This window comes from Streptomyces sp. iso_384 (assembly GCF_056172905.1).
The window spans coordinates 6608999-6628811 of sequence record NZ_JBWBTT010000001.1 but is presented as its reverse complement, the minus strand read 5'-3'; the positions used below and the strand labels follow the sequence as shown (position 1 = coordinate 6628811).

18 protein-coding genes are annotated in these 19813 nt (G+C 69.9%); 17 read left to right on the top strand and 1 reads right to left on the bottom strand.

All coding sequences use genetic code 11. The features are described from left to right. Positions 1 to 3: 3 nt before the first annotated feature. Positions 4 to 1734, bottom strand: a complete 1731-nt coding sequence (locus tag AC0VY3_RS29605; RefSeq protein WP_475550993.1) for a chitinase — start codon at positions 1732 to 1734, stop codon at positions 4 to 6. Between the two features lie 701 nt (positions 1735 to 2435). Here AC0VY3_RS29605 and AC0VY3_RS29600 point away from each other — a divergent pair. The 17 genes from AC0VY3_RS29600 to AC0VY3_RS29520 all read left to right on the top strand — a co-directional run bounded on the left by AC0VY3_RS29600 (position 2436) and on the right by AC0VY3_RS29520 (position 19774). Further along, a complete protein-coding gene (locus AC0VY3_RS29600; RefSeq protein ID WP_181010923.1) occupies positions 2436 to 3302 on the top strand; it encodes a hypothetical protein in 867 nt (288 codons plus the stop codon). 266 nt (positions 3303 to 3568) lie between these two features. Continuing rightward, entirely contained in the window at positions 3569 to 4276 is a 708-nt protein-coding gene (gene cpaB, locus AC0VY3_RS29595) for a Flp pilus assembly protein CpaB (protein ID WP_103509959.1), read from the top strand. A 7-nt stretch (positions 4277 to 4283) separates the two neighbouring features. After that, complete coding sequence (locus AC0VY3_RS29590) at positions 4284 to 5597, top strand: CpaE/TadZ family protein (RefSeq protein WP_103509960.1); 1314 nt, start codon at positions 4284 to 4286, stop codon at positions 5595 to 5597. A 3-nt stretch (positions 5598 to 5600) separates the two neighbouring features. After that, positions 5601 to 6035 (top strand): TadE family protein, encoded by a 435-nt coding sequence (locus AC0VY3_RS29585; RefSeq protein WP_103509961.1) that lies wholly within the window; start codon positions 5601 to 5603, stop codon positions 6033 to 6035. Then, positions 6029 to 6439, top strand: a complete 411-nt coding sequence (locus tag AC0VY3_RS29580) for a TadE/TadG family type IV pilus assembly protein (protein WP_181010924.1) — start codon at positions 6029 to 6031, stop codon at positions 6437 to 6439. Before AC0VY3_RS29585 ends, AC0VY3_RS29580 begins: the two co-directional genes overlap by 7 nt. 58 nt (positions 6440 to 6497) lie before the next feature. Next, complete coding sequence (locus AC0VY3_RS29575) at positions 6498 to 7835, top strand: TadA family conjugal transfer-associated ATPase (protein ID WP_103509962.1); 1338 nt, start codon at positions 6498 to 6500, stop codon at positions 7833 to 7835. A gap of 10 nt (positions 7836 to 7845) precedes the next feature. Beyond that, the gene (locus tag AC0VY3_RS29570) at positions 7846 to 8790 is read left to right on the top strand and encodes a type II secretion system F family protein (RefSeq protein ID WP_103509963.1); all 945 of its coding nucleotides are present in this window, start codon (positions 7846 to 7848) and stop codon (positions 8788 to 8790) included. 21 nt (positions 8791 to 8811) lie between these two features. Beyond that, positions 8812 to 9699: a DUF5936 domain-containing protein gene (locus AC0VY3_RS29565; RefSeq protein WP_103509964.1), complete on the top strand. Its 888-nt coding sequence runs from the start codon at positions 8812 to 8814 to the stop codon at positions 9697 to 9699. 83 nt (positions 9700 to 9782) lie between these two features. Next, positions 9783 to 11222, top strand: coding sequence for a sensor histidine kinase (locus tag AC0VY3_RS29560; protein WP_475550992.1), 1440 nt, complete (start codon positions 9783 to 9785; stop codon positions 11220 to 11222). 26 nt (positions 11223 to 11248) lie between these two features. After that, complete coding sequence (locus tag AC0VY3_RS29555) at positions 11249 to 12283, top strand: response regulator (protein WP_475550991.1); 1035 nt, start codon at positions 11249 to 11251, stop codon at positions 12281 to 12283. 204 nt (positions 12284 to 12487) lie between these two features. Beyond that, positions 12488 to 12718 (top strand): hypothetical protein, encoded by a 231-nt coding sequence (locus AC0VY3_RS29550; RefSeq protein WP_103509967.1) that lies wholly within the window; start codon positions 12488 to 12490, stop codon positions 12716 to 12718. Then, the gene (locus AC0VY3_RS29545; protein ID WP_103509968.1) at positions 12718 to 13326 is read left to right on the top strand and encodes a pilus assembly protein TadG-related protein; all 609 of its coding nucleotides are present in this window, start codon (positions 12718 to 12720) and stop codon (positions 13324 to 13326) included. Before AC0VY3_RS29550 ends, AC0VY3_RS29545 begins: the two co-directional genes overlap by 1 nt. Positions 13327 to 13355: 29 nt before the next feature. Continuing rightward, complete coding sequence (locus AC0VY3_RS29540; RefSeq protein ID WP_475550990.1) at positions 13356 to 13976, top strand: hypothetical protein; 621 nt, start codon at positions 13356 to 13358, stop codon at positions 13974 to 13976. Positions 13977 to 14005: 29 nt separating this feature from the next. Beyond that, positions 14006 to 14626 carry an OmpA family protein gene (locus AC0VY3_RS29535; RefSeq protein ID WP_475550989.1) on the top strand — a complete coding sequence of 207 codons (621 nt, stop codon included), beginning with the start codon at positions 14006 to 14008 and terminating at the stop codon, positions 14624 to 14626. Positions 14627 to 14776: 150 nt separating this feature from the next. Continuing rightward, entirely contained in the window at positions 14777 to 16288 is a 1512-nt protein-coding gene (locus AC0VY3_RS29530; RefSeq protein WP_475550988.1) for a DUF4246 domain-containing protein, read from the top strand. Positions 16289 to 16479: 191 nt separating this feature from the next. After that, a complete protein-coding gene (locus tag AC0VY3_RS29525; protein ID WP_475550987.1) occupies positions 16480 to 18081 on the top strand; it encodes a hypothetical protein in 1602 nt (533 codons plus the stop codon). A gap of 235 nt (positions 18082 to 18316) precedes the next feature. After that, positions 18317 to 19774, top strand: coding sequence for an amidase (locus tag AC0VY3_RS29520; protein ID WP_475550986.1), 1458 nt, complete (start codon positions 18317 to 18319; stop codon positions 19772 to 19774). Positions 19775 to 19813: the final 39 nt, after the last annotated feature.

Sequence of the window (19813 nt, the reverse complement as noted above, 5' to 3'; positions counted from 1 at the left end):
GGGTTACGGCAGGCTGCGGACGTGCGGGCCGACCGCCTTCGACCAGGCGAACCCGGCCGTCGCGTCCCAGTTCGTCGACCAGGTCATCGCGCCGCGCAGCGACGGGTAGGTCTTCGACGGCTTGAACGAACCGCAGTTGGTGCCCTTGGTCAGGCAGTCCAGCGCCGCGTTCACGATCGACGGGGCGACATAGCCGCTGCCCGCACCCCGGGTGGAGGCGGGGACGCCGATGCCGACCTGGGACGGGTCGAGGCCACCCTCCAGCTGGATGCAGGCGAGCGCGGTGAGGAAGTCCACCGAGCCCTGCGAGTAGACCTTGCCGTCGCATCCGAGCATCGAACCGCTGTTGTAGTACTGCATGTTGACGACGGTCAGGATGTCCTTGACGTTGAGCGCCGTCTTGAAGTACTCGCCCGACGTCGACTGCATGTCGATCGTCTGCGGGGCCATCGTGATGACCAGGCCGCTGCCCGCCTTCGCCGACAGCTGGCGCAGTGCCTTCGTCATGTAGGTGGCGTTGAGACCGTTCTCCAGGTCGATGTCGACCCCGTTGAAGCCGTAGTCCTGCATCAGCGCGTACACCGAGTTGGCGAACGCGGTGGCGGAGGCGTCGTTGTCGACCCGGACCGTGCCCAGCTCGCCGCCGATCGAGATGATGACGTTCTTGCCGGCCGCCTGCTTGGCCTTGATGTCGGAGCGGAACTGCGCCTCGGTGTAGCCGTTCAGCCCGGCGGTGTCCAGGTTGAAGGTGACCGCGCCCTGGGTCGGCGTGGCGTCCGCGAAGGAGACCGCGATGATGTCGTAGTCGGCCGGGACGTCGCTGAGCCTCTGGACGGCCGCGCCGTTGTTGAAGTTCTGCCAGTAACCGGTCACCGCGTGCTTCGGCACGGCGGGCCCGGGGCCGGGGCCCGTGCCCTCCTTGGCCGTACGGGCGCTGATGGCGGCCGACTTGACCGACTCGCCGGCCGCGTTGGTGGCGCTCACGGAGAACTGGTACGCGGTGTCGGCGGACAGGCCCGTGACGGTCGCCGAGGTGCCGGTGGAGGTGGTGGCCTTCGTGCCGTCGCGGTACACGGTGTATCCGGTGGCGCCGGAGACGGCGTTCCAGGACAGGGCGACGGAGGACGTGGTCGTGGCGCCCGCCGCGAGGCCGCCGGGGGCCGCCGGGATGACCGGTCCGGGATCCTCGCCGCCCCCGCCGTCGGGTCCGGTCACCTCGAAGTCGTCGGCGAAGTAGGCGGCCTGCCCGTACCAGCCGTGGGTGTAGACGGTCACCGAGGTGGTGTTCGCGCCGGTCGTGAAGCTGGTGGAGAGCTTGGTCCAGGCGGTGGAGCCCGGTGTCCAGGTGGAGACGTCGGTGGTTCCGGTGCCGCTCACACCGAGGTAGGCGTAGCTGCCCTGCACCCAGGAGCTGAGCGCGTACGTCGAGTTGGGCTTCACCTTGACCGACTGCGAACACCTGGCGTTGTCCTGGCCGGCCGGGGTTGCCTTCAGCGCGGACGTACCGCCGTGCACGGGCGTGGAGACGACGACGCCGCTGCCCCCGGAGCAGGTCCAGTTGGCGAGGCCCGACTCGAAGCCCGCGTTCTTGGCGTTGTTGACGTCGGCGGCCTGGGCGGTGCTGACGAGTCCGGTGACGGTCAGCGCGGCGGCCGCGACGACGGCCAGGGTGCCGCTGAGCACGGGCCGGGAGCGACGTCTTCTTCTGGGACTGCTGCCTGCGGAGCGTTCCACTGGTGCCTCCGGGGGGAGTTGGTGGTGCTGGCGGATCGTGCGGGTGTGCCGGGCGGACGAACGGACGAACGGACGGGAGAGCGAACGGGCGAACGAACGGCGGGCACCGGGCCGCACGGGCTGCACGGGGGTGGGCGGAGCGGGGATCCGTGACGCCACGGCGGTGGCCACCGCCGTGGCGCATAAGCTGGTCCAGACCAATCGAGTTGTCAAGACCTCTGGCGGCGAAAGGCCGTCGGCGAGGTGGTCGCGCGAGGGCTCCGGCACCCCCGTACGGGGGTGCCGGGCGGGGGATTCATGGAACGGAAGCGACCCCGTGACCGCACGCCGACCCTCGCACGGGTGATCTTGCGGGAGGTCTTCGGACGGTCACGGAAACGCCCTTACGAAAAGGCAGCCGGACGCCCCGGAATGCGGGTTGACGTGCACGAATGGATACATGATCGACAACAGGACGCGGGATTCGGTAACGCTGCGCAGTGAAAGGTGAGTTGGGTGGAATCGATTTCATCCCGTTTAGTACCCGGGCCTCATAGGAACGGTGTTCGCATGGTGGCGTACTGGTCTCCGATAACTGTTCTCTGCCTGGTGAGACGTGGCTAAAGTGCTGGGGCAGGAGCACGGAGCAGGTAGCGATTGCGGCCGACGTCCCCACGTCGGCCGGAGCCGAAACGGGGAAGAGCGTGCCGACCGCAATAGCAGTGACGAGCGCAGACCTGGTGCTGCCGCCCACCGACCAGCAGACGCCGACCGCCGCTCTGCTCCAGGCCCCCGAGGCCCAGGTGCTGGAGCTGGCCATCGGCGACATGCACCTGCTGCTCGAACAGCACGGGTACGTGATCGCCCTCTATCCCTCGGGCATCCGGCCCGAGCACGAGCGCCGCCTGCACTCCATCCGCTCGGTGCTGGAGAGCGACCGGATCGCCCTCGTCAAGGTGGACCTCCCGCCCCTTGGCGTGGCCGTACTGGTGCGCCAGCTACGACAGTTGTCCATCTGCGACTTCAGCCCAGGGGTGGTCGCCTCCGCCGCCCGGCTGCTCTCGCACTACATCTACGCGGGCGCGCTCCTCAACTCCGTCGCCCGGCTCGACCGGGTCCCGGTCAGCCTCAAGAGCCACGCCAAGTCCTGGGTCCCCGGTTCCCAGTTCGCCGTGCTCGCCGGCCCCGAGCCGCAGCTGATCAAGGTGGGCCCGGCCGTCGAACCGCCGGCCGGACCTGATTTCGGTACGCATCTTCTGGTGGCCAAAGGGAATCTGCACTCGGACTGGGTACAGGAGACCCTCGCGCCCGCCTGGAAGGTCCAGGCCATTCACGACACCACGGTCCCGGCCGACTCACCGCGCTGGTGGGGGACGGGAAAGCTGGTGGAGTTCGCGGCCCACCTCCCGGACCTCTCCGTGCTCTACCAGCTGGTTTCCTCCGTACGCCGGGAAAAGTGTCACTGGTGCGCCATGGAACTCATCGGCGACCGCTGCGCATTCTGTTCCGCACCACTCGCGGCTCCGGAGAACCGCACGCTTCCCGCCGGTGTCCTCCATCATGGGTCCGACGTTTCGCCGGGCCCCTAGGCCACCCGCTCCACCCCGCTCCTCCCCTGCCGCGACCGCCTCCGTTCCACCCGTCCCCGTACTCGCCCCGGCTTCCGCGCACGTACACCGTTCAGCGCCACCGCTCCCGCCCGCGGGCCGTCTCCTCCACGGCACCGCGCCGCCACACATGTAAGCGCGTAACCGCCCCACCGCACGGCCGCACCGCTCCGGTGTCGCACTGCTCCACCGACCCTTCTGTCCGCTGTCCGTCCCACGCATCCGATTCGAACGAGGTTGTCCGGACCATGAACTCCCGCCAGCGCCGCGGCGTGATACTCCTGCTCCTGTCGGTCCTGTGTGCCTTCGCGGCCTTCGCCGGCGTGCTCTCGGTGATCAGTGACGTCAACTCGAAGGTCGGACCCGAGGTGACGGCGTACCAGCTGAAGACCGACGTGGCTCCGTACACCGCCCTGAACAGCGGCCAGTTCGAGAAGATCAAGATGCCCAAACGCTGGCTCTCGGAGAACGCCGTGACCGACCTGCGGGAGGTCGAGTCGAAGATCGCGGTCACCGAACTCCGCGAAGGCTCGCTCCTCCAGTCGGACATGATGGTCCGCAAGCCCGAACTCCGCGCCGGTGAGCAGGAGATCGCCATCATGATCGACGCCTCCACCGGCGTCGCGGGCAAGATCACACCGGGCGCGACGGTCAACATCTACGCCACGTTCGCCGGCGAGCAGCAGGGCGACTCCGCCCAGTCCAAGGTCATCGTCGCCAACGCCAAGGTGCTGGACGTCGGCGAACTCACCGCCCTGGACCCGAGCGCGGACGACCGGGGCAGCCGGGCGACCGAGGCCGTGCCGATCACCTTCGCCCTGAACACGCTGGACACGCAGCGCGTCGCCTACGCCGAGTCGTTCGCGGAGCACGTGCGCCTCGCGCTCGTCGCCCCGGGCAGCGACGGCACCATCCGTCCCGGCGACCGGACCTACACGCTCGACAAGGACAAGTGAGGATCGGATGACCACCAGAATCCTCCCGGCCGTCGGCGATCTCGACGCGGCCCGCTCCGTCACCACCCTGCTCAGCCAGCTGCCCGACGCCGAACCGGCCACCCCCGTGGGCGATTCCACCCAGCTCATCGACACCCTGGCCCGCCTCGCGGGCGAGGCGCTCGACGAACTGCCGGAGGTGGTGCTGGTGCACGAGAGGATCGGCCCGGTACCGGCCCTGGAGTTGATCCGGGAGGTGTCGCTGCGGTTCCCCTCGGTCGGCGTCGTCATGATCACCGCGGACGCCAGCCCGAACCTCTTCGCCGACGCGATGGACTCCGGCGCTCGCGGCCTGGTCACCCTGCCGCTGAGCTACGAGGAACTGGCCAACCGCGTCCAGGCGGCCGCCCAGTGGTCCGCCGGCGTACGCCGCCACCTCACCTCCGGCAACGACGTCTTCACCGGCCCCGGCGGCACGGTGGTCACGGTCACCGGCGCCAAGGGCGGCGTCGGCGCGACCGTCACCGCCATCCAACTCGCGCTGGCCGCCCAGGCGTCCGGCAACACGGTGGCGCTGGTGGACATGGACCTCCAGACCGGGGACATCGCCTCGTTCCTCGACGTCCAGTTCCGCCGCTCCCTCGTCGACCTCGCCCTGATCACCGACATATCGCCCCGGGTGCTGTCCGACGCGGTGTTCTCCCACTCCACCGGCCTCGCCCTGCTGCTCGCCCCCGGCGAGGGCGAGCGCGGCGAGGAGGTCAGCGACCGCTCGGCCCGCCAGATCGTCAGCGCGCTCCGCACCCGCTACGAGATCGTCGTCATCGACTGCGGCGGCCAGATGAACGGGGCCAACGCGGCGGCCATCGAGATGGCGGACGTGGCCCTGCTGGTCACGACCCCCGACGTGGTCGCGGTGCGCGGTGCGAAACGCATCGTACGGATGTGGGAACGGCTCCAGATCCGCAAGGCCGAGGAGACCGTCACCCTCGTCAACCGCTTCACCCGCAACACCGAGATCCAGCCGCCGCTGATCCAGAAGATCACCGGCACCCGGGTCGCCTCGGCGGCGATCCCCGCCAACTTCAAGGAGCTCCAGGCGTCCATCGACTCCGGTCGCCTGCACGAACTGGACGCCAAGAGCACGGTCAAGCAGGCGCTCTGGGGCCTGGCCGGTGAGCTGGGCATCGTCAAGGAGAGCACGACGGCGAAGAAGAGCGGCAGCGCCCTGGTCAAACGGAACAGCGGCGCTCCGAAGAACGACCGGGGCTCGATCGGACGCCCGCGCCGCCGGCGCGACGGCTCCGGCCCGGGCCCCGGAGACTCCGAGGGGACACGTTGAGCGATGACCACCACAAGGACGGCACACAGCGGCATACGGGGGCGGATCACCGCCCTACGTGAGCGCGGGGACCGGGACCGCGGCCAGACGGCCGTCGAGTTCCTGGGCATGACCCCCTTCATCATCCTGATCATGCTCGTGCTCTGGGAGTGCGCCCTGATCGGCTACACCTTCAGCCTCGCGGGCAACGCGGCGGACGTGGGAGCGCGCAAGGGCAGCGGGGCGGAGTTCGCACCCAGGCTGGCGTGCGATGAGGGCGCACGGAAGGACCTGCCCGACGCCTGGGCGGAGAGCGCCGTCGTCACCTGCCGGGACGGCAGCAGCCTGTACGAGGCCACGGTGACGCTGAAGGTCCCGGTGCTGGTGCCGGGCCTGTTCGACCTCGACACGGAGATCAAGGGCACGGCCGGTTCGCCGATGGAGACGCAGTCATGGTGACGACACATCCGAACAGCGAGCACACCCGTTCCGCACGTGCGAGCACCGACCGGGGCCAGGTCGCCATGGAGTACCTCGGCTTCCTCCCCCTGCTGCTCCTCGTCGCGATGGCGGCCATCCAGCTGGGCCTGGCCGCGTACGCCGCCAACCAGGCGGGCACGGCCGCCCGCGCCGGAGCCCGTACGGAAGCCAGCGTGGACGCCCGGGGCAGCGGCGAGAGCAACGCCCGCGACGCCGTGAGCGACTGGGTGGAGGACGGCGGGTTCCGCTACCGCAAGAGCGGCGGCCAGGACGTCACGGTCACGGTCCGGGTCAAGGTGCCCTCCGTGGTGCCGGGTCTGAAGGGCTGGTGGGCCGAGCGCCGCACGACCATGCCCAACGAGAACTCCCGCTTCGGCTTCTGACCCGCCCCGCCCAGGACCACGCCCCCGACCCCGACGACCGACGAGGAGAGTTACGCAGATGAGCCTGCGGGCACGCATGACCGCTCCGGAGGAGCAGGGCGGGGCACGGGAGGACGGCCACCTGGTGGCCACCTACCGGGCCAAGCTGCTGGAGGAGATCGACCTCGCGGAGATGTCCTCGCTGGCCGCCGCCGACCGGCGGGCCCGGCTGGAACGCGTCCTCGGCCACATCATCAGCCGCGAGGGCCCGGTCCTGTCCACCGTGGAGCGCTCGCAGCTGATCCGCCGCGTCGTGGACGAGGCGCTCGGCCTCGGCATCCTGGAACCGCTCCTGGAGGACGCGTCCATCACCGAGATCATGGTCAACGGCCCCGACCAGATCTTCGTCGAGCGCAACGGCCGGGTCGAACAGCTCCCGATGCGCTTCGGCTCCCACGAGCAGCTGATGCAGACCATCGAGCGGATCGTGTCGACCGTCAACCGCCGCGTCGACGAGTCCAACCCGATGGTCGACGCCCGCCTGCCCAGCGGTGAACGTGTCAACGTGATCATCCCGCCGCTGTCGCTGACCGGCGCGACGCTCACCATCCGCCGCTTCCCGCGCTCCTTCACGCTCCAGGAGATGATCGGCTTCGGCTCGCTGGACGAACAGATGCTGGTGCTGCTCGCCGGCCTCGTCCAGGCCAAGCTCAACATCATCGTCTCGGGCGCCACCGGCACCGGCAAGACGACCCTCCTCAACGCGCTCTCCGGACTGATCCCGAACGCCGAGCGCATCGTCACCATCGAGGACTCCGCCGAACTCCAGCTCCAGCAGAGCCATGTGATCCGGCTGGAGTCCCGCCCGGCCAACGTCGAGGGCAAGGGCCAGATCACCATCCGCGACCTGGTCCGCAACTCGCTGCGTATGCGCCCCGACCGGATCGTCGTGGGTGAGGTCCGAGGCGGCGAGTCGCTCGACATGCTCCAGGCGATGTCCACCGGTCACGACGGCTCGCTGGCCACCGTGCACGCCAACAGCGCCGAGGACGCGCTGATGAGGCTCCAGACCCTCGCCTCGATGTCGGAGGTCGAGATCCCGTTCGAGGCGCTGCACGACCAGATCAACAGCGCCGTCGATGTGATCGTCCAGCTCACCCGGCACGCCGACGGAGCCAGGAAGATCACCGAGATCGCCGTGCTGGACAGCCACGGCCGCGACCCGTACCGCATCGTCACGGTCGCCCGCTTCAACGCCCGGCCGATGTCGGCGGACGGCCGGATCCACGGCGACTTCCAGTACCTCCCGCTGCCCCGGAGGCTCGCCGAGCGCCTCTACCTGGCCAGCCAGCCCATCCCGCAGGCGTTCGGCGTCGCCCAGTCCGCCGAACAGCTCGCCACCCGAGAGGCGAACTAGGTACCGAGCCATGGACAACGTCAACCTCCCCCTGGTCACCATCGGCGTCACGCTGCTGTGCTGCGTGCTCGGCGTGATGGGCCTGTACGCCTACTCAGGCGGCAAAGCCGACCGCGACGCCCTCGTCGAGCGGCTCTCCCACGTCGGCCAGATACCCGAGACGGGTCGCCCCCGCCGCTTCAAGGGCCTGGACCGCCGCCTGCGCGCCACCTCGCTGGGCCGCAAGCTGGAGCTGAAGCTCGCCGCGACCGGCATGGACATCACGCCCGGCGAGTTCTTCGTCTACGCGCTCGTCGCGACAGCGGGGCTCTGGATGATCGCCTCCTCCATGCTCGCGGCGTTCTTCGGCCCGGTCGCCGCGCTGATCGGCCTCTGGGGCACCAACGCGTTCCTCAACTGGCAGCGGGTCAAGCGCACGGAACGCTTCATCAACCAGCTCCCCGAGCTCTCCCGCATCCTCGCCAACGCCACCCAGGCGGGCCTGGCCCTGCGCACCTCGCTGTCGATGGCGGCGGAGGAACTGGAGGATCCGGCGGGGGAGGAACTGGCCCGGGTGGCACGGCGCTTGGCCGTCGGAGAACCTCTGGAGGACGCGCTCAGCGAACTGACGGACCGGCTGCCCTCCCGCGAACTGGTGGTCCTGGTCACGACGTTGGTGCTCTCCAACCGGGCCGGCGGTACGGTCGTCAGCTCGCTGCGCAACCTCACCGAGACGCTGGAGGAGCGCAAGGAGACCCGCCGCGAGGTCAAGACGCAGCTCTCCCAGGTCACCGTCACCGCGTACGCCGTACCCATCTTCGGCGTCGGCGCGATGCTGCTGATGAACGCGGTGATGCCGGGTGCGCTGGACCGGATGACGGGGGCGTTCATCGGCCAGGCGGCGGTGGTCGTGGCCATCGTGCTGTACGCCATCGGCTTCGTGGTCATCCGGCGCCTGTCCCGTATCGACGTCTGACGAGCTGGGAGAAGAACCGCCATGGACCTCTTGCTAGCCCTGGTCGTCGGCCTCGCCGTCTACGGGGCCATCCACGGCATCCGGATGTACCGGGCCGACGCCAAACTCCCCGGCGACCTCGCCGTGGCCCTGGAATCCGGCTCCTCCCGCACCAGCGCGGTCGGCTCCGGCATCGACCGGCTCGGCATCCGCTGGGCCCCCGCGGTCCTGCGGATGATGGGCCCCAAGGCCGTCAACAAGAAGCGCCGCCAGATCGACCTGGCGGGCAACCCCGGCGGCCTCACCATCGACCGTTACGCGGCCCGCCGCGCGGTCTACGGTGCGCTGGGCCTCCTGGGCGCGTTCTCCATGCTGCTGCGCGGTCAGCTGTTCCTCGCGCTCCTGATGGTCGCGTTCGGCCTGTTCTGGGTGGAGGCCGGGATCTGGTCGGCCATCCGGGTCCGCCGCGAGCACATCGAACGCACCCTGCCGGACTTCCTCGACGTCCTGGCCGTCGTCGTCTCCGCCGGGCTCGGCTTCCGGCAGGCGCTGGACCGGGTCGCGGAGAAGTACGAGGGCCCCTGGTCCGACGAACTGCGCATCACCCTGCGGCAGATGGACATGGGCGTCAGCCGCCGCCAGGCCTTCGACGAGCTGCGCAGGCGCAACGACTCCGAGCAGGTCGCCATGTTCGTCACCACGCTCCAGCAGGGCGAGGAGCTGGGCGCTCCGATCGTCGAGACGCTCATCCAGATCGCCAACGACATGCGCCGCACCGACGCCCAGAACGCCCGCCGCAAGGCGGCCAAGGCGGTCCCGAAGGCCACGTTCGCGGTGACTTCGTTCCTCCTTCCGGGCACGCTCGTTCTTCTCACCGTCGGATTCGTGTACGGAGCCGACGTCGACTTCGCGTTCCTCACGGGCGGATGACATGAACGACGGCCGTGATGGGGACGAGGGGAACGAAGGAGGACGCGGGGGCTTGCGGGACACGAGACGGAGGTGACAGGAACATGGCATACCAGCTCAGCGGCGTGCAGCCCGGACTGACCGCGGACCTGACCCGCGCGCACACCGTGACCCCGGCCCGCCCGGCCTTCGCCATCCAGGTCAACGCGCTCCAGGCGATGTGCCGCCAGGTCTTCGGCTTCCGCCTGGCGATGATCGCGATAGCGACCCCGTACGCCATCAGTCACACCGCGCCCGGCCTGCCCACCTGGTTCATCGGCTCGGCGATCCTGGTCACCTTCATGGGCTCGTACGTCCTGTTCCGCGACTGGGAGCGGTTCGGCCCGGTGCTGCTGCGTCACCCCTGGCTGCTGGCCGTCGACGTGTTCTTCGGTGCCCTGCTGCTGATCACGGCGACCCCCGAGTCGACCCTCGCGTACGTCACCGTCTGTACTCCGCTGCTGGCCGGCCTGATCCAGGGCTGGCGCGGCGCGGCGGTCTTCGCGGCCCTCCAGGTGGTCATCGTCTTCGGCGTGTACGCCAGCGTCCCGAAGCTGGAGGCGGGCGGGGCGACGGGGCTCCTCCTGCCCGGCTTCTGCGTGATCGCCGGGGCGGTCGGCGTCACCCTGCGCAATCTGCTCCTGCGCTTCGGCACGGCGACCCAGGCGCTCACCGAGACCCGGGCGCGGCTGGCGGTGACCGAGGCGGTGGAGGGCGAGCGCACCCGTCTGGCCCGCGAGATGCACGACTCGGTCGCCAAGACCCTGCACGGGCTCGCGCTGGCCGCCGACGGGCTGGCGTGCTCGGCGGACCGGATGGACCCGCCCACCGTGAAACTCCAGGCGGACCTGGTCGCCCGCGCCGCCCGCCGGGCCGCGGCTGAGTCCCGGGAACTGCTCAGCGACCTCCGCCGGGAACAGGGCCTGGAGGGCGGCGTCGACCTGGTCGCGGAACTGGCAGCCCAGGCGCAGGACTTCACCGCCCGCCACCCGGTCACGGCCACCTTCCGCCGCCTGTCCGAGGAGATCCCGGTGCCGCCGGTCCCGCAGGCGGTGGCCCGTCAGCTCCTCACCGTCGCCTCGGAGGCCATGGAGAACGCGAACCGCCACGCGGGCCCGACGTATCTGATCGTCCTCGCGGGCGTGAAGGGCGACAAGCTCCGCGTCAGCGTGTACGACGACGGGCGCGGCCTGCCCCCCGGCACGACGCTCGACACCCTCCGCCGGGCCGGCCACTTCGGCCTGGTCGGCATGGTGGAGCGGGCCGCCTCCATCGGCGCCCGCATCCGGATCGGCCGGGGGAAGGCGGAGAAGGGCACGGAGGTGCGGGTGGAGCTGCCGCTGGCGGCGCTGACGGCCATGGCCGCCGAGGGGAACGCCGCGCCGACTGCCGTGCCCGCGCAGTCAACTGAGCCCGCGTCCTCGCCGTCGCCGGCGCCTTCGTACTCGCCGCTGACCCCTGCACCTGCACCTGCACCTGAGAACGTCACGACCCCCCACCCGTAACCCCGACCATGAGAGGAGGTCGCAGCATGCCGGACGATGTCTCCCCCGCGGCGAACCGCTACGGGGCGGCGGCTCACCACCCAGCCCCTCAGTACCCGTCACCGCACACCCCGCTCACCCGGACCCCCGGACCTGCCGGACACCCGGGACCCCAGCACACTGCGATCCAGCCCCCGGCCGCGCCGACGTCGTACCCGCCGTTCGGCGAGACCGCCGCGTCCCCGTTCCCGCCCGCACCCACGGCCCCCGCACCGGCCCGGCTCCGGGTGGTGGTCGCGGACGACAACCCGGTGGTCCGGGCGGGCCTGGGCGTACTGCTCTCGGGCCGGGCCGACATCGAAGTCGTGGCAGAGGCGGCGGACGGCCGTGAGGCCTACGAGAAGACGCACCAGCACCGCCCCGACGTGGTCCTGCTCGACGTCCGGATGCCCGGCGTGGACGGCATCTCGGCCCTGCCGCACCTGGTCGGCCTCGCGCCCGTACTGATGCTGACGTACAGCCGCGAGAGCGAGATCGTCCACGAGGCACTGCGCCTCGGCGCGGGCGGCTACCTGGTGCACGGCGAGTTCACGGCGGACCAACTGGTCCAGGCGGTACGCGACACGAAGGACGGCCGCGCCCACTTCACCGCCACGGCGGCGGACGCCCTGCTGGCCCACATGCGCCAGGGGACGGCTCCGCAGCGGGGCCCCCTGCCCGAGGGTCTGGGCTCTGCGCTGACGACGCCGCCCGTGCCCGCGCACGTACCGCCACACCCCCTCGAAAACTCGGAAAGTCTTTCGCAACTGCAACCTTCTGTGGGACAGTCTTCTGTGTCCGGGGGGTCGGCACCCGCCCCCAACAGGCAGCAGTACAGGCTGAGTTCGCGGGAGGTGGAGGTCATGGACCTGATTGCGTCCGGGATGAGCAATCAGCAGATCGCCGCCACCTGCTTCATCAGTGAGAAGACGGTCAAGAACCACATCAACCGCATCTTCACGAAGCTCCACAGCGCCACGCGCAGTGAGGCCATCGCCCACTGGCTCGGCACCGCGCCCCGGAACCCCGGGCGGCAGCCATGACCGAGCGATCGCGCAACGAGAGGGCCCAGAAAACCTTTTGGGCCCGGGAATGGGCCCACGGGCCCTCTGGGCGAGCGATGATTCCCCCCTATGTTTCTCACGTCGCCAACGGCACCGGCCGGGAGGAAGCCGGTATCGAGGGCGACACCGCAGCAACGTGCGAGTCGGCCGGCAACCGGTCGGCCGAACCAGGAGGGGAACACCATGTCGGACATCACCCTGAAGACCGCCGTCCGCGTCAACGGCTGGGCCAACACCGCCGTCAGCAGCATCCAGAAGCGCTACGCGGCGAAGGACCGGGGGCAGACGGCGTTCGAGTACCTGGGCATCATTCTGGTGGTCGTGGCGATCATCGGCGCGATCGTGGCGACCGGCATCGGCGGCGCGATCTCGGCGCGCATCAGCGGACTGGTGGATTCCATCACGGCTCAGTGATGATCGGTCGTTCCCGCAACGACGGAGGGCAGGCCTTCCCCATCTACATCATGATGGTGGCGGGCCTGCTCTTCCTCGCGTTGGCCTTCTTCGCTGTCGGTAAAGCTTCGGCATTGCGCAACGGTTCTCAAGGGGCGGCCGACGCCGCCGCACTCGCCGCCGCGCAGAAAGCACGTGGCGACTTCGGGACGGGTTTCTACGCCTCGCTTCCCGGCAACACTCTGGACCTCTTCCTCCGCGCGCCTTTCGTTCCGCCCTGCTCCGAGGCGGAACGGCTGGCCGACGCCAATGAGGCCGACATGACGCTCTGCACTCCGGCCTACGGATACCTGCGTGACCGCATCACCGTAGGGGTCACAGGTCGTAACCCGGTGGACTCGTCAGTGATTCCGGGATCCCGGAGCAAGTTCGCCAAGGCCAAGGCAACCGCACTCATCGAGTTCCGCTGCCCCAATCCGAAGGCTGTGGACTTCAACAGTGACGGAGTCCAGGACCTCTTCATCTTCACGTGCCGAAACGGCAAGGTTCTCGAGATCGCACCGGGCAGCCCTCCACCGTGGGAGAGCGTGAGCAGGACCCTCTTTGATGTGCGGTTGGTCGACCAGTGACAGCGAACGATGAGTAGAGGAATCGGATCATGAGCATTCGGCACACCACGACGGGCAGAAGGGCTCTGGCGGTTGCCGCCTTGACAGCCGTCTTCGGCCTGGCTCTCACCGGCTGCGGTGACGACGGCGGCAGCGATGAGGCCAAGCAGGGCGGCGAGAACTCGGCGAAGCCCTCCGAGCCCGCCAGCCCGCCCACCGAGGAGAAGGGCGAGCAGCAGCCGGACACGGCTGCCGGTGAGAACGTGGACCCGAATGCCAAGCTGGCGGAGATCCGCGGCGATGGACTGGTGATGACCATTCACCAGGCGAAGCGAGACTCCGGCGGATTTATCACGCTTCAGGCGTCGATCAAGAATGAGGGCACGCAGTCGAAGAACACCACTGCGTGGGCAGGCACGGAGACGGCGCTGCTGGCGAAGAACCCCAACTCGGTCGCCGGTGCGACTCTTGTCGACAAGGTCGGCAAGAAGCGCTACTACATCCTGCGTGACACCGAGAATCGTTGCCTGTGCACGACCGGTATTCCGCCCCTGCTGGCCGGGAAGACCACATCCGTGTTCATGCAGTTCCCGGCACCGCCGGAGACGACGACAGAGGTCGACTTCACGCTGCCGACGTTCGCGACCACGTCGGTGAAGATCTCCGGGTGACGGCCGACATGACGCACACACGCACCCGAATGAGGCCAGCAGGTCTGTCGGCCGCCTCGGTCCTGGTCGTTGCGAGCCTCACGTTGTTCGGGGCTACGCCCGCCCTCGCCGATGACGGCCCCAGCGTTCCCCCGGGAACCGAGGCTCAGTCGGTCCCACCCGTGCAGGTGGACCCCAATGATCCCGACCTGAGGATGCCCGACGGCGGCACCCTCGGCCCGTCGAAGGTCCTCGACATCGTCCAGGTGGTCGAAGACCTCGGCGGCGAGGAACGCCGCGAGGACAGCAACGCCGACATCAAGTTCGCGCTCCAGGCCGAAGTCCTCTTCGGCAAGGACAGCGCGAAGCTCAGCTCGGCGGCCAACGCCCGTATCGCCGCCATCGCCGAGGAGATCAAGAAGCAGAACGCGACCAAGGTCCGCGTCTTCGGCTTCACCGACAACCTCGGCTCCTCGGCCCACGGCGACGTCCTGTCCAAGCAGCGCGCCGACGCCGTGCACGGGGTCCTGTCGAAGCAACTCGGCCCCACGATCACGTACGAGATCCGGGGCTACGGCGAGCAGTACCCGATCGCCAGCAACAGCAACGAAGAAGGCCGGAAGAAGAACCGTCGCGTGGAGGTGTCCTTCCCGCGCGGAGAGGGGTCCTGACTCCTTCTCCACGCACCGGTCAGCGCACCCGTACCCATACGCGCACCCGCATCCGCACCCGTCGTCGCTCCCTCAGCGACGGCGGGTGTGCTGTCAGTCCGCTGTCGTATTCTTCCCGCCACCACACGCCGACCGGGAAGACCCAGAGAATTGACCAGCCTGTCCGCTTTTCCGCTGCCCTTCCAGGTTTCCCGTTCCGTTTCGTTCGCGACCCCCCGAACGCTGCGGGAACTCCAGATGATGCGGTGCAGCGCGCACATCCGGGCGAAGCCGGGATGGTTCGACAAGATGCATGATGCCGACATCGTCGCCAGGTGGACGCAGGAAGCGATAGCCCAAGGGCTCACCGAGGCGCAGGTTCGTTACGTTCTCGCCGAACTCGTGCACTACGCCGCGCTACGGGACGAGCGGACCGGTGCGGAGGTGTCCGCCGTCGACGGGGTGTGGCAGTCGGACACGCTGATCGACGACGAGCTCGGATCCCGGCTGCGCACTGCGGTCCGGGTTCTGGAGGAGGTTCCCGAAGCGGAGCGGGACTGGCATCCGGGATCCGGCAACCAGGTGCTGGATCTGGTCCACCCCTCCCTCTTCTGCCTGGTACGGGAGGCGAGCGGCGCACCCGAGCGGGCTTGGCGGAACCCGACGGACCGCTACACCGCGTACGAGTTCTCCGAGAAGTTCCAGTGGCTGCCCACGGACGTCGACGTCAGCACCGAGGGCGATATCGCCTTCCGCTCGTACGTCAACAACGTCCACCCCGAGAAGCATTGCGAACTGGCCGCCGTGCTTCCGGAATTGTTCGCACGGGTGCGTCCTCTGCTGGAGAACGTACTCACCGATCTGCGCCACCCGCGGTCCCTCCGGATCGAGGCCGACCCCTTCGGGTGGTACGGCGACTCGGAGCCGGAGTGTCCGGACAGGTCCTCCTTCAGCGATGACGAGGCCTACGAGGAAGCTCTCGGCGCGTGGGAGACGGCCCAGGACGACTGGTGGGTCAACCGCAGTCCGGTCATTCCGGACGCCCCGGACTACACCCCGCCCGCGTTGCCCGACGATTCCGCCCGGGTCGACCTGCGCGGCCGCCGCCTCCAGGTCATCGTCAAGCTCGCCACCATTCACCTCACCCCGGAGAAGCCCGCATACGACGGCGGCTCCTGGCATGTCGAGGGAATGCTGAACGAGCGGATCGTCTCGACCGGCATCTACTACTGGGAGAGCGAGAACATCACCGAAAGCCGGCTGAGCTTCCGGGCGGCGCTCGACTACCCGCGCTACGAACAGAACGACGACAACGGTCTGCGTGAGGTCTACGGCCTGGAGGACGAAGACGCCCTGAACCAGACGCTGGGATCGGCAGCGACCCCGGCCGGCCGCTGCCTGGCGTTCCCGAACATCCTGCAGCATCGCGTCGGCTCGTTCCGGCTCGCGGATCCCACTCGCCCCGGACACCGCAAGATTCTCGCGTTCTTCCTGGTCGATCCGTCGGAAAAGATCGTCTCGACATCCGATGTGCCACCGCAGCAACCCTGGTCCGACACCTCGACCATGACGCTCGAACAGGCCAAGAAGTACCGCGAACAGCTGATGCACGAACGCAAGTTCTTCGTCGACGAGCACAACGAGCAGCTCTACGAGCGGGAGTTCTCCCTCTGCGAGCACTGACCATCCTCCTGCCTCCTGCCTCCTGCCTCCTGCCTCCTGCCTCCTGCCTCCTGCCTCCTGCCTCCTGGCCGCTCCCGCCCCTGCCACCAGGACATGGAAGCAAATCAGCCACATGCCCTCCGTGCCCGTCACCCGAACGGCCGACCGTCGTTTGCGTTGTGGGTTCATGCGGGTGCGGCGAGGAAGGTGTGATGGGTGTGGAGGCCCAGGCGACGAACGAACGGGTGGCGGGGCGCACCTGGACGGTGCGGCTGGATCCCGTCGGTCGCGGGCGGGCGGACGTACGTGTCTCGTGCAGTCGGCCGGCCTGCGCCGCGCAGGTGCTGCCCTCCGCCGCCGTAGGCCGTACGGCGGCGGTCGAGCACCTCAAGGCGCATCTGCGCGCCGGCCCGGCTCCCCGCCCCACGGCGTACTGCGCCTGCCGGGCCGAGGAGTGCCACACGCACATCCGGCCCGCCGGACCACGTGAGCGCCCCGCCCCCTGGCGGTGCGGGGGCGCGATCGTCCTGGCGGTCGTCACGGACCGGGAAGGGCGCTGGTGGCGGGTCATGGAGTGCTGCTCGCGCTGCGCGGCCGCCCACCCGACCGCGAAGGTCGTCGCCACCGCCCCGGTCCCCGGCCGGCCGGCCGCGGGCGACGCCTTCCGGGCCGACGGCGCCGCACCGGCCTCGGCCGCCGCACCCGTGCCACCCGTTTCCTCCGTCGGCCCGCACTTCTCGCACACCGCCTCCGGGGCCACCGCCTCGTACCCGGTGCCGGCTCCCAGGACCGCCAGGACCGCCAGGACCGCCAGGACCGCCCGGCCGACGCGGCAGCGCGGCCGGCGGGGGCGGATCGCTCAGCGCTTCGTCCCGCACGAGCTGCGGCCCATCGCCCTGCGGGACGAGCTCACCGAACTCGGTGAACTCTTCCGCGCCTACCAGCAGCGCGCCGAACCCGACCTGGCGGTGCTCGCCGACCTCCACGCCCGTAAGGCGAAGGCCTTCTTCGCCTGGGCCGAGGCCACCGGCGAGACGGCACTGCGTCTCGACGCCCAACGGGCCGAGCAGGCCGCCGCCACCGTCCGCCGTCAGCATCTGCATCGCATCGGCCAGGCTCCGGACGGTGAAGGGCCGGTCGTGGCACGGCTGCTGAACGCGTCCGCGCAGTGGGACCACGCACGGGCCGTCCTCGCGCAGGTGGCCGACCACGCCCCCCTGCCGGGTCCGGACGCACGCCTCCTGGTGGTGATGCTGACGCTGCGCACCGCGCAGTCCGGGGTCGGCAACCTCGTCGGGCAGGACCTCAAGGGGCTGCCCCTGCGCGAGCCCGAGCAGCTGGTGGGGCAGCTGGTGGAGAGCGGCTGGCTGAGCATCGCCGGGACCGTGGAGGAACTGATCGCCTCCCGCCCCGAGTGCCCCACCCGGATCAGCGTGCCGTCGCTGACGCCCGACGACAGCGACCCGGGCCCGTTCACGTTCGGCAAGAAGATGCGGCCCAGGCTCAGCGGATGGGCCCAGAGAGTCGTCGGCGAGAAGAAGCTCCGCAAGGCCAAGACCGAGGCCGAGGTACGGCTGCTCGCCCTGGCCCTGGCCACCGGGATCGACGCCGACGGCCGGCTGGGGGCCCAGGGCCGGGGCATCGAGCTGGAGGCCCTGGCCTCCTGGTGCGCCGTCGACCCCGGCGAGCTGCCGGAGCTGGTGGACCGGCTGACCGCGGCGGACTGGCTGGCGGAGGCGGTCGTCACCGACGCCCTCCTCACCGGCCGCCTCACCGAACGGGTCCTTCCCCTCACCTGCCCCCTGCCCCGGTGAGCCGGGAGTCGGTACGCGGGGTCGCCGCTGCCCCCTGCACCCTGCCGCTGTGAGCCGGCAAACGGCGCGCGGGGTCCTGCCCACCGCCGGGTGAGCCGGGAGTCGGTACGCGGGGTCCTGCCCGCTGCCCCGGTGAGCCGAGAAACCGTACGCGGGGCCCTGCCCACCGCCCGGTTGTCGCCGTTGCGCGCATCGGTACTTCCTGCCCTCTCGCGGGGGCGCATACGGTCGCCCCATGACGTGGAATTATCTGACGGCCGAAGAACTCGCGGCTGCCCTGCGTGCCGGCGAAGTGACCTCGGCAGAACTGACCGACGACGCGATCACCCGCATCGAGCGGGACGACAAGGCGGTCAACTCCGTCTGCGTGCCCGACTTCGACCGGGCCCGCGCCGCCGCCCGCGCCGCCGACCAGGCGCGTGCCCGCGGTGAGGACCGGCCGTTGCTCGGCATACCGGTGACGGTGAAGGAGTCCTACAACATCGCTGGCCTGCCCACGACCTGGGGCATGCCGCAGTACCGGAACCACCTGCCCGCCGAGGACGCGGTACAGGTGTCGCGGCTCAAGGACGCGGGTGCGGTGGTGCTCGGCAAGACCAATGTGCCGCTGGGGCTGCAGGACATCCAGAGCTTCAACGAGATCTACGGCACCACCAACAACCCCTGGGACCACAGCCGTACGTCGGGCGGGTCGTCCGGCGGATCGGCTGCGGCCCTGGCCTCCGGGTTCGGCGCGCTGTCCATCGGCTCCGATCTCGCCGGTTCACTGCGCACGCCCGCACACTTCTGCGGTGTCCACGCGCACAAGCCGAGCCTCGGGCTGGTGTCCGGCCGGGGCATGGTCCCGCCCGGCACACCCGCCCTGCCGTTCGACCACGACCTCGCCGTCGTCGGTCCGATGGCGCGCAGCGCACGCGACCTCGCACTGCTCCTCGATGTCATGGCCGGACCGGACCCGCTCACGTTCGGTGTGGCGCACGACCTGAGGCTGCCGCCCGCGCGCCACGAGCGGATCGGCGACTTCCGGGTCCTGGTCCTGGACGAGCATCCGTTCCTTCCGACCGGGGCCGCCGTGCGTGCGGGCGTGGGCCGGGTGGCGGACGCCCTTGCCGACGGCGGGGCGCGCGTCGAGCGGCACAGCGCGCTGCTGCCCGACCTGGCCGAATCCGCCACGCTCTACACCCAGTTGCTGTTCTCCGGCTCCGTCGCGAGCTTCCCCGTCGAGTCGTACGAGGAACTGCGGGACCGCGCCGCCGGGTTGAGCGCCGACGACCGGAGCCTCGACGCGGCGCGGCTGCGCGCCATGGTGTTCAGCCACCGGGACTGGATGGCCGCGAACACCCGCCGTGATCTGCACCGGCACGCCTGGCGGCAGTTCTTCGCCGACTTCGACGCCGTGGTGTGCCCCATCACGCCCACCCCCGCGTTCCCGCACGACCACCACCCGGATCCGATGGCCCGCCGGGTCGACACCGACGGCGTCGGGTTCGCCTACTTCGACCAGCTCGTCTGGGCCGGTCTGGCCACCCTGCCCGGCCTGCCCGCAACCGCTGTACCGGCGGGCCGGTCGCCCGAGGGGCTGCCGGTGGGCGTGCAGATCATCGGCCCGATGTTCGAGGACCGCACCCCGCTGCGGCTGGCCGAACTGCTGGAGCAGCGGATCGGTGGCTTCCAGGTGCCGGAGCGGAAGTAGGGCGCTGGTGCTCCGGCTCGCCGAGGCGTGCGGTTCGTG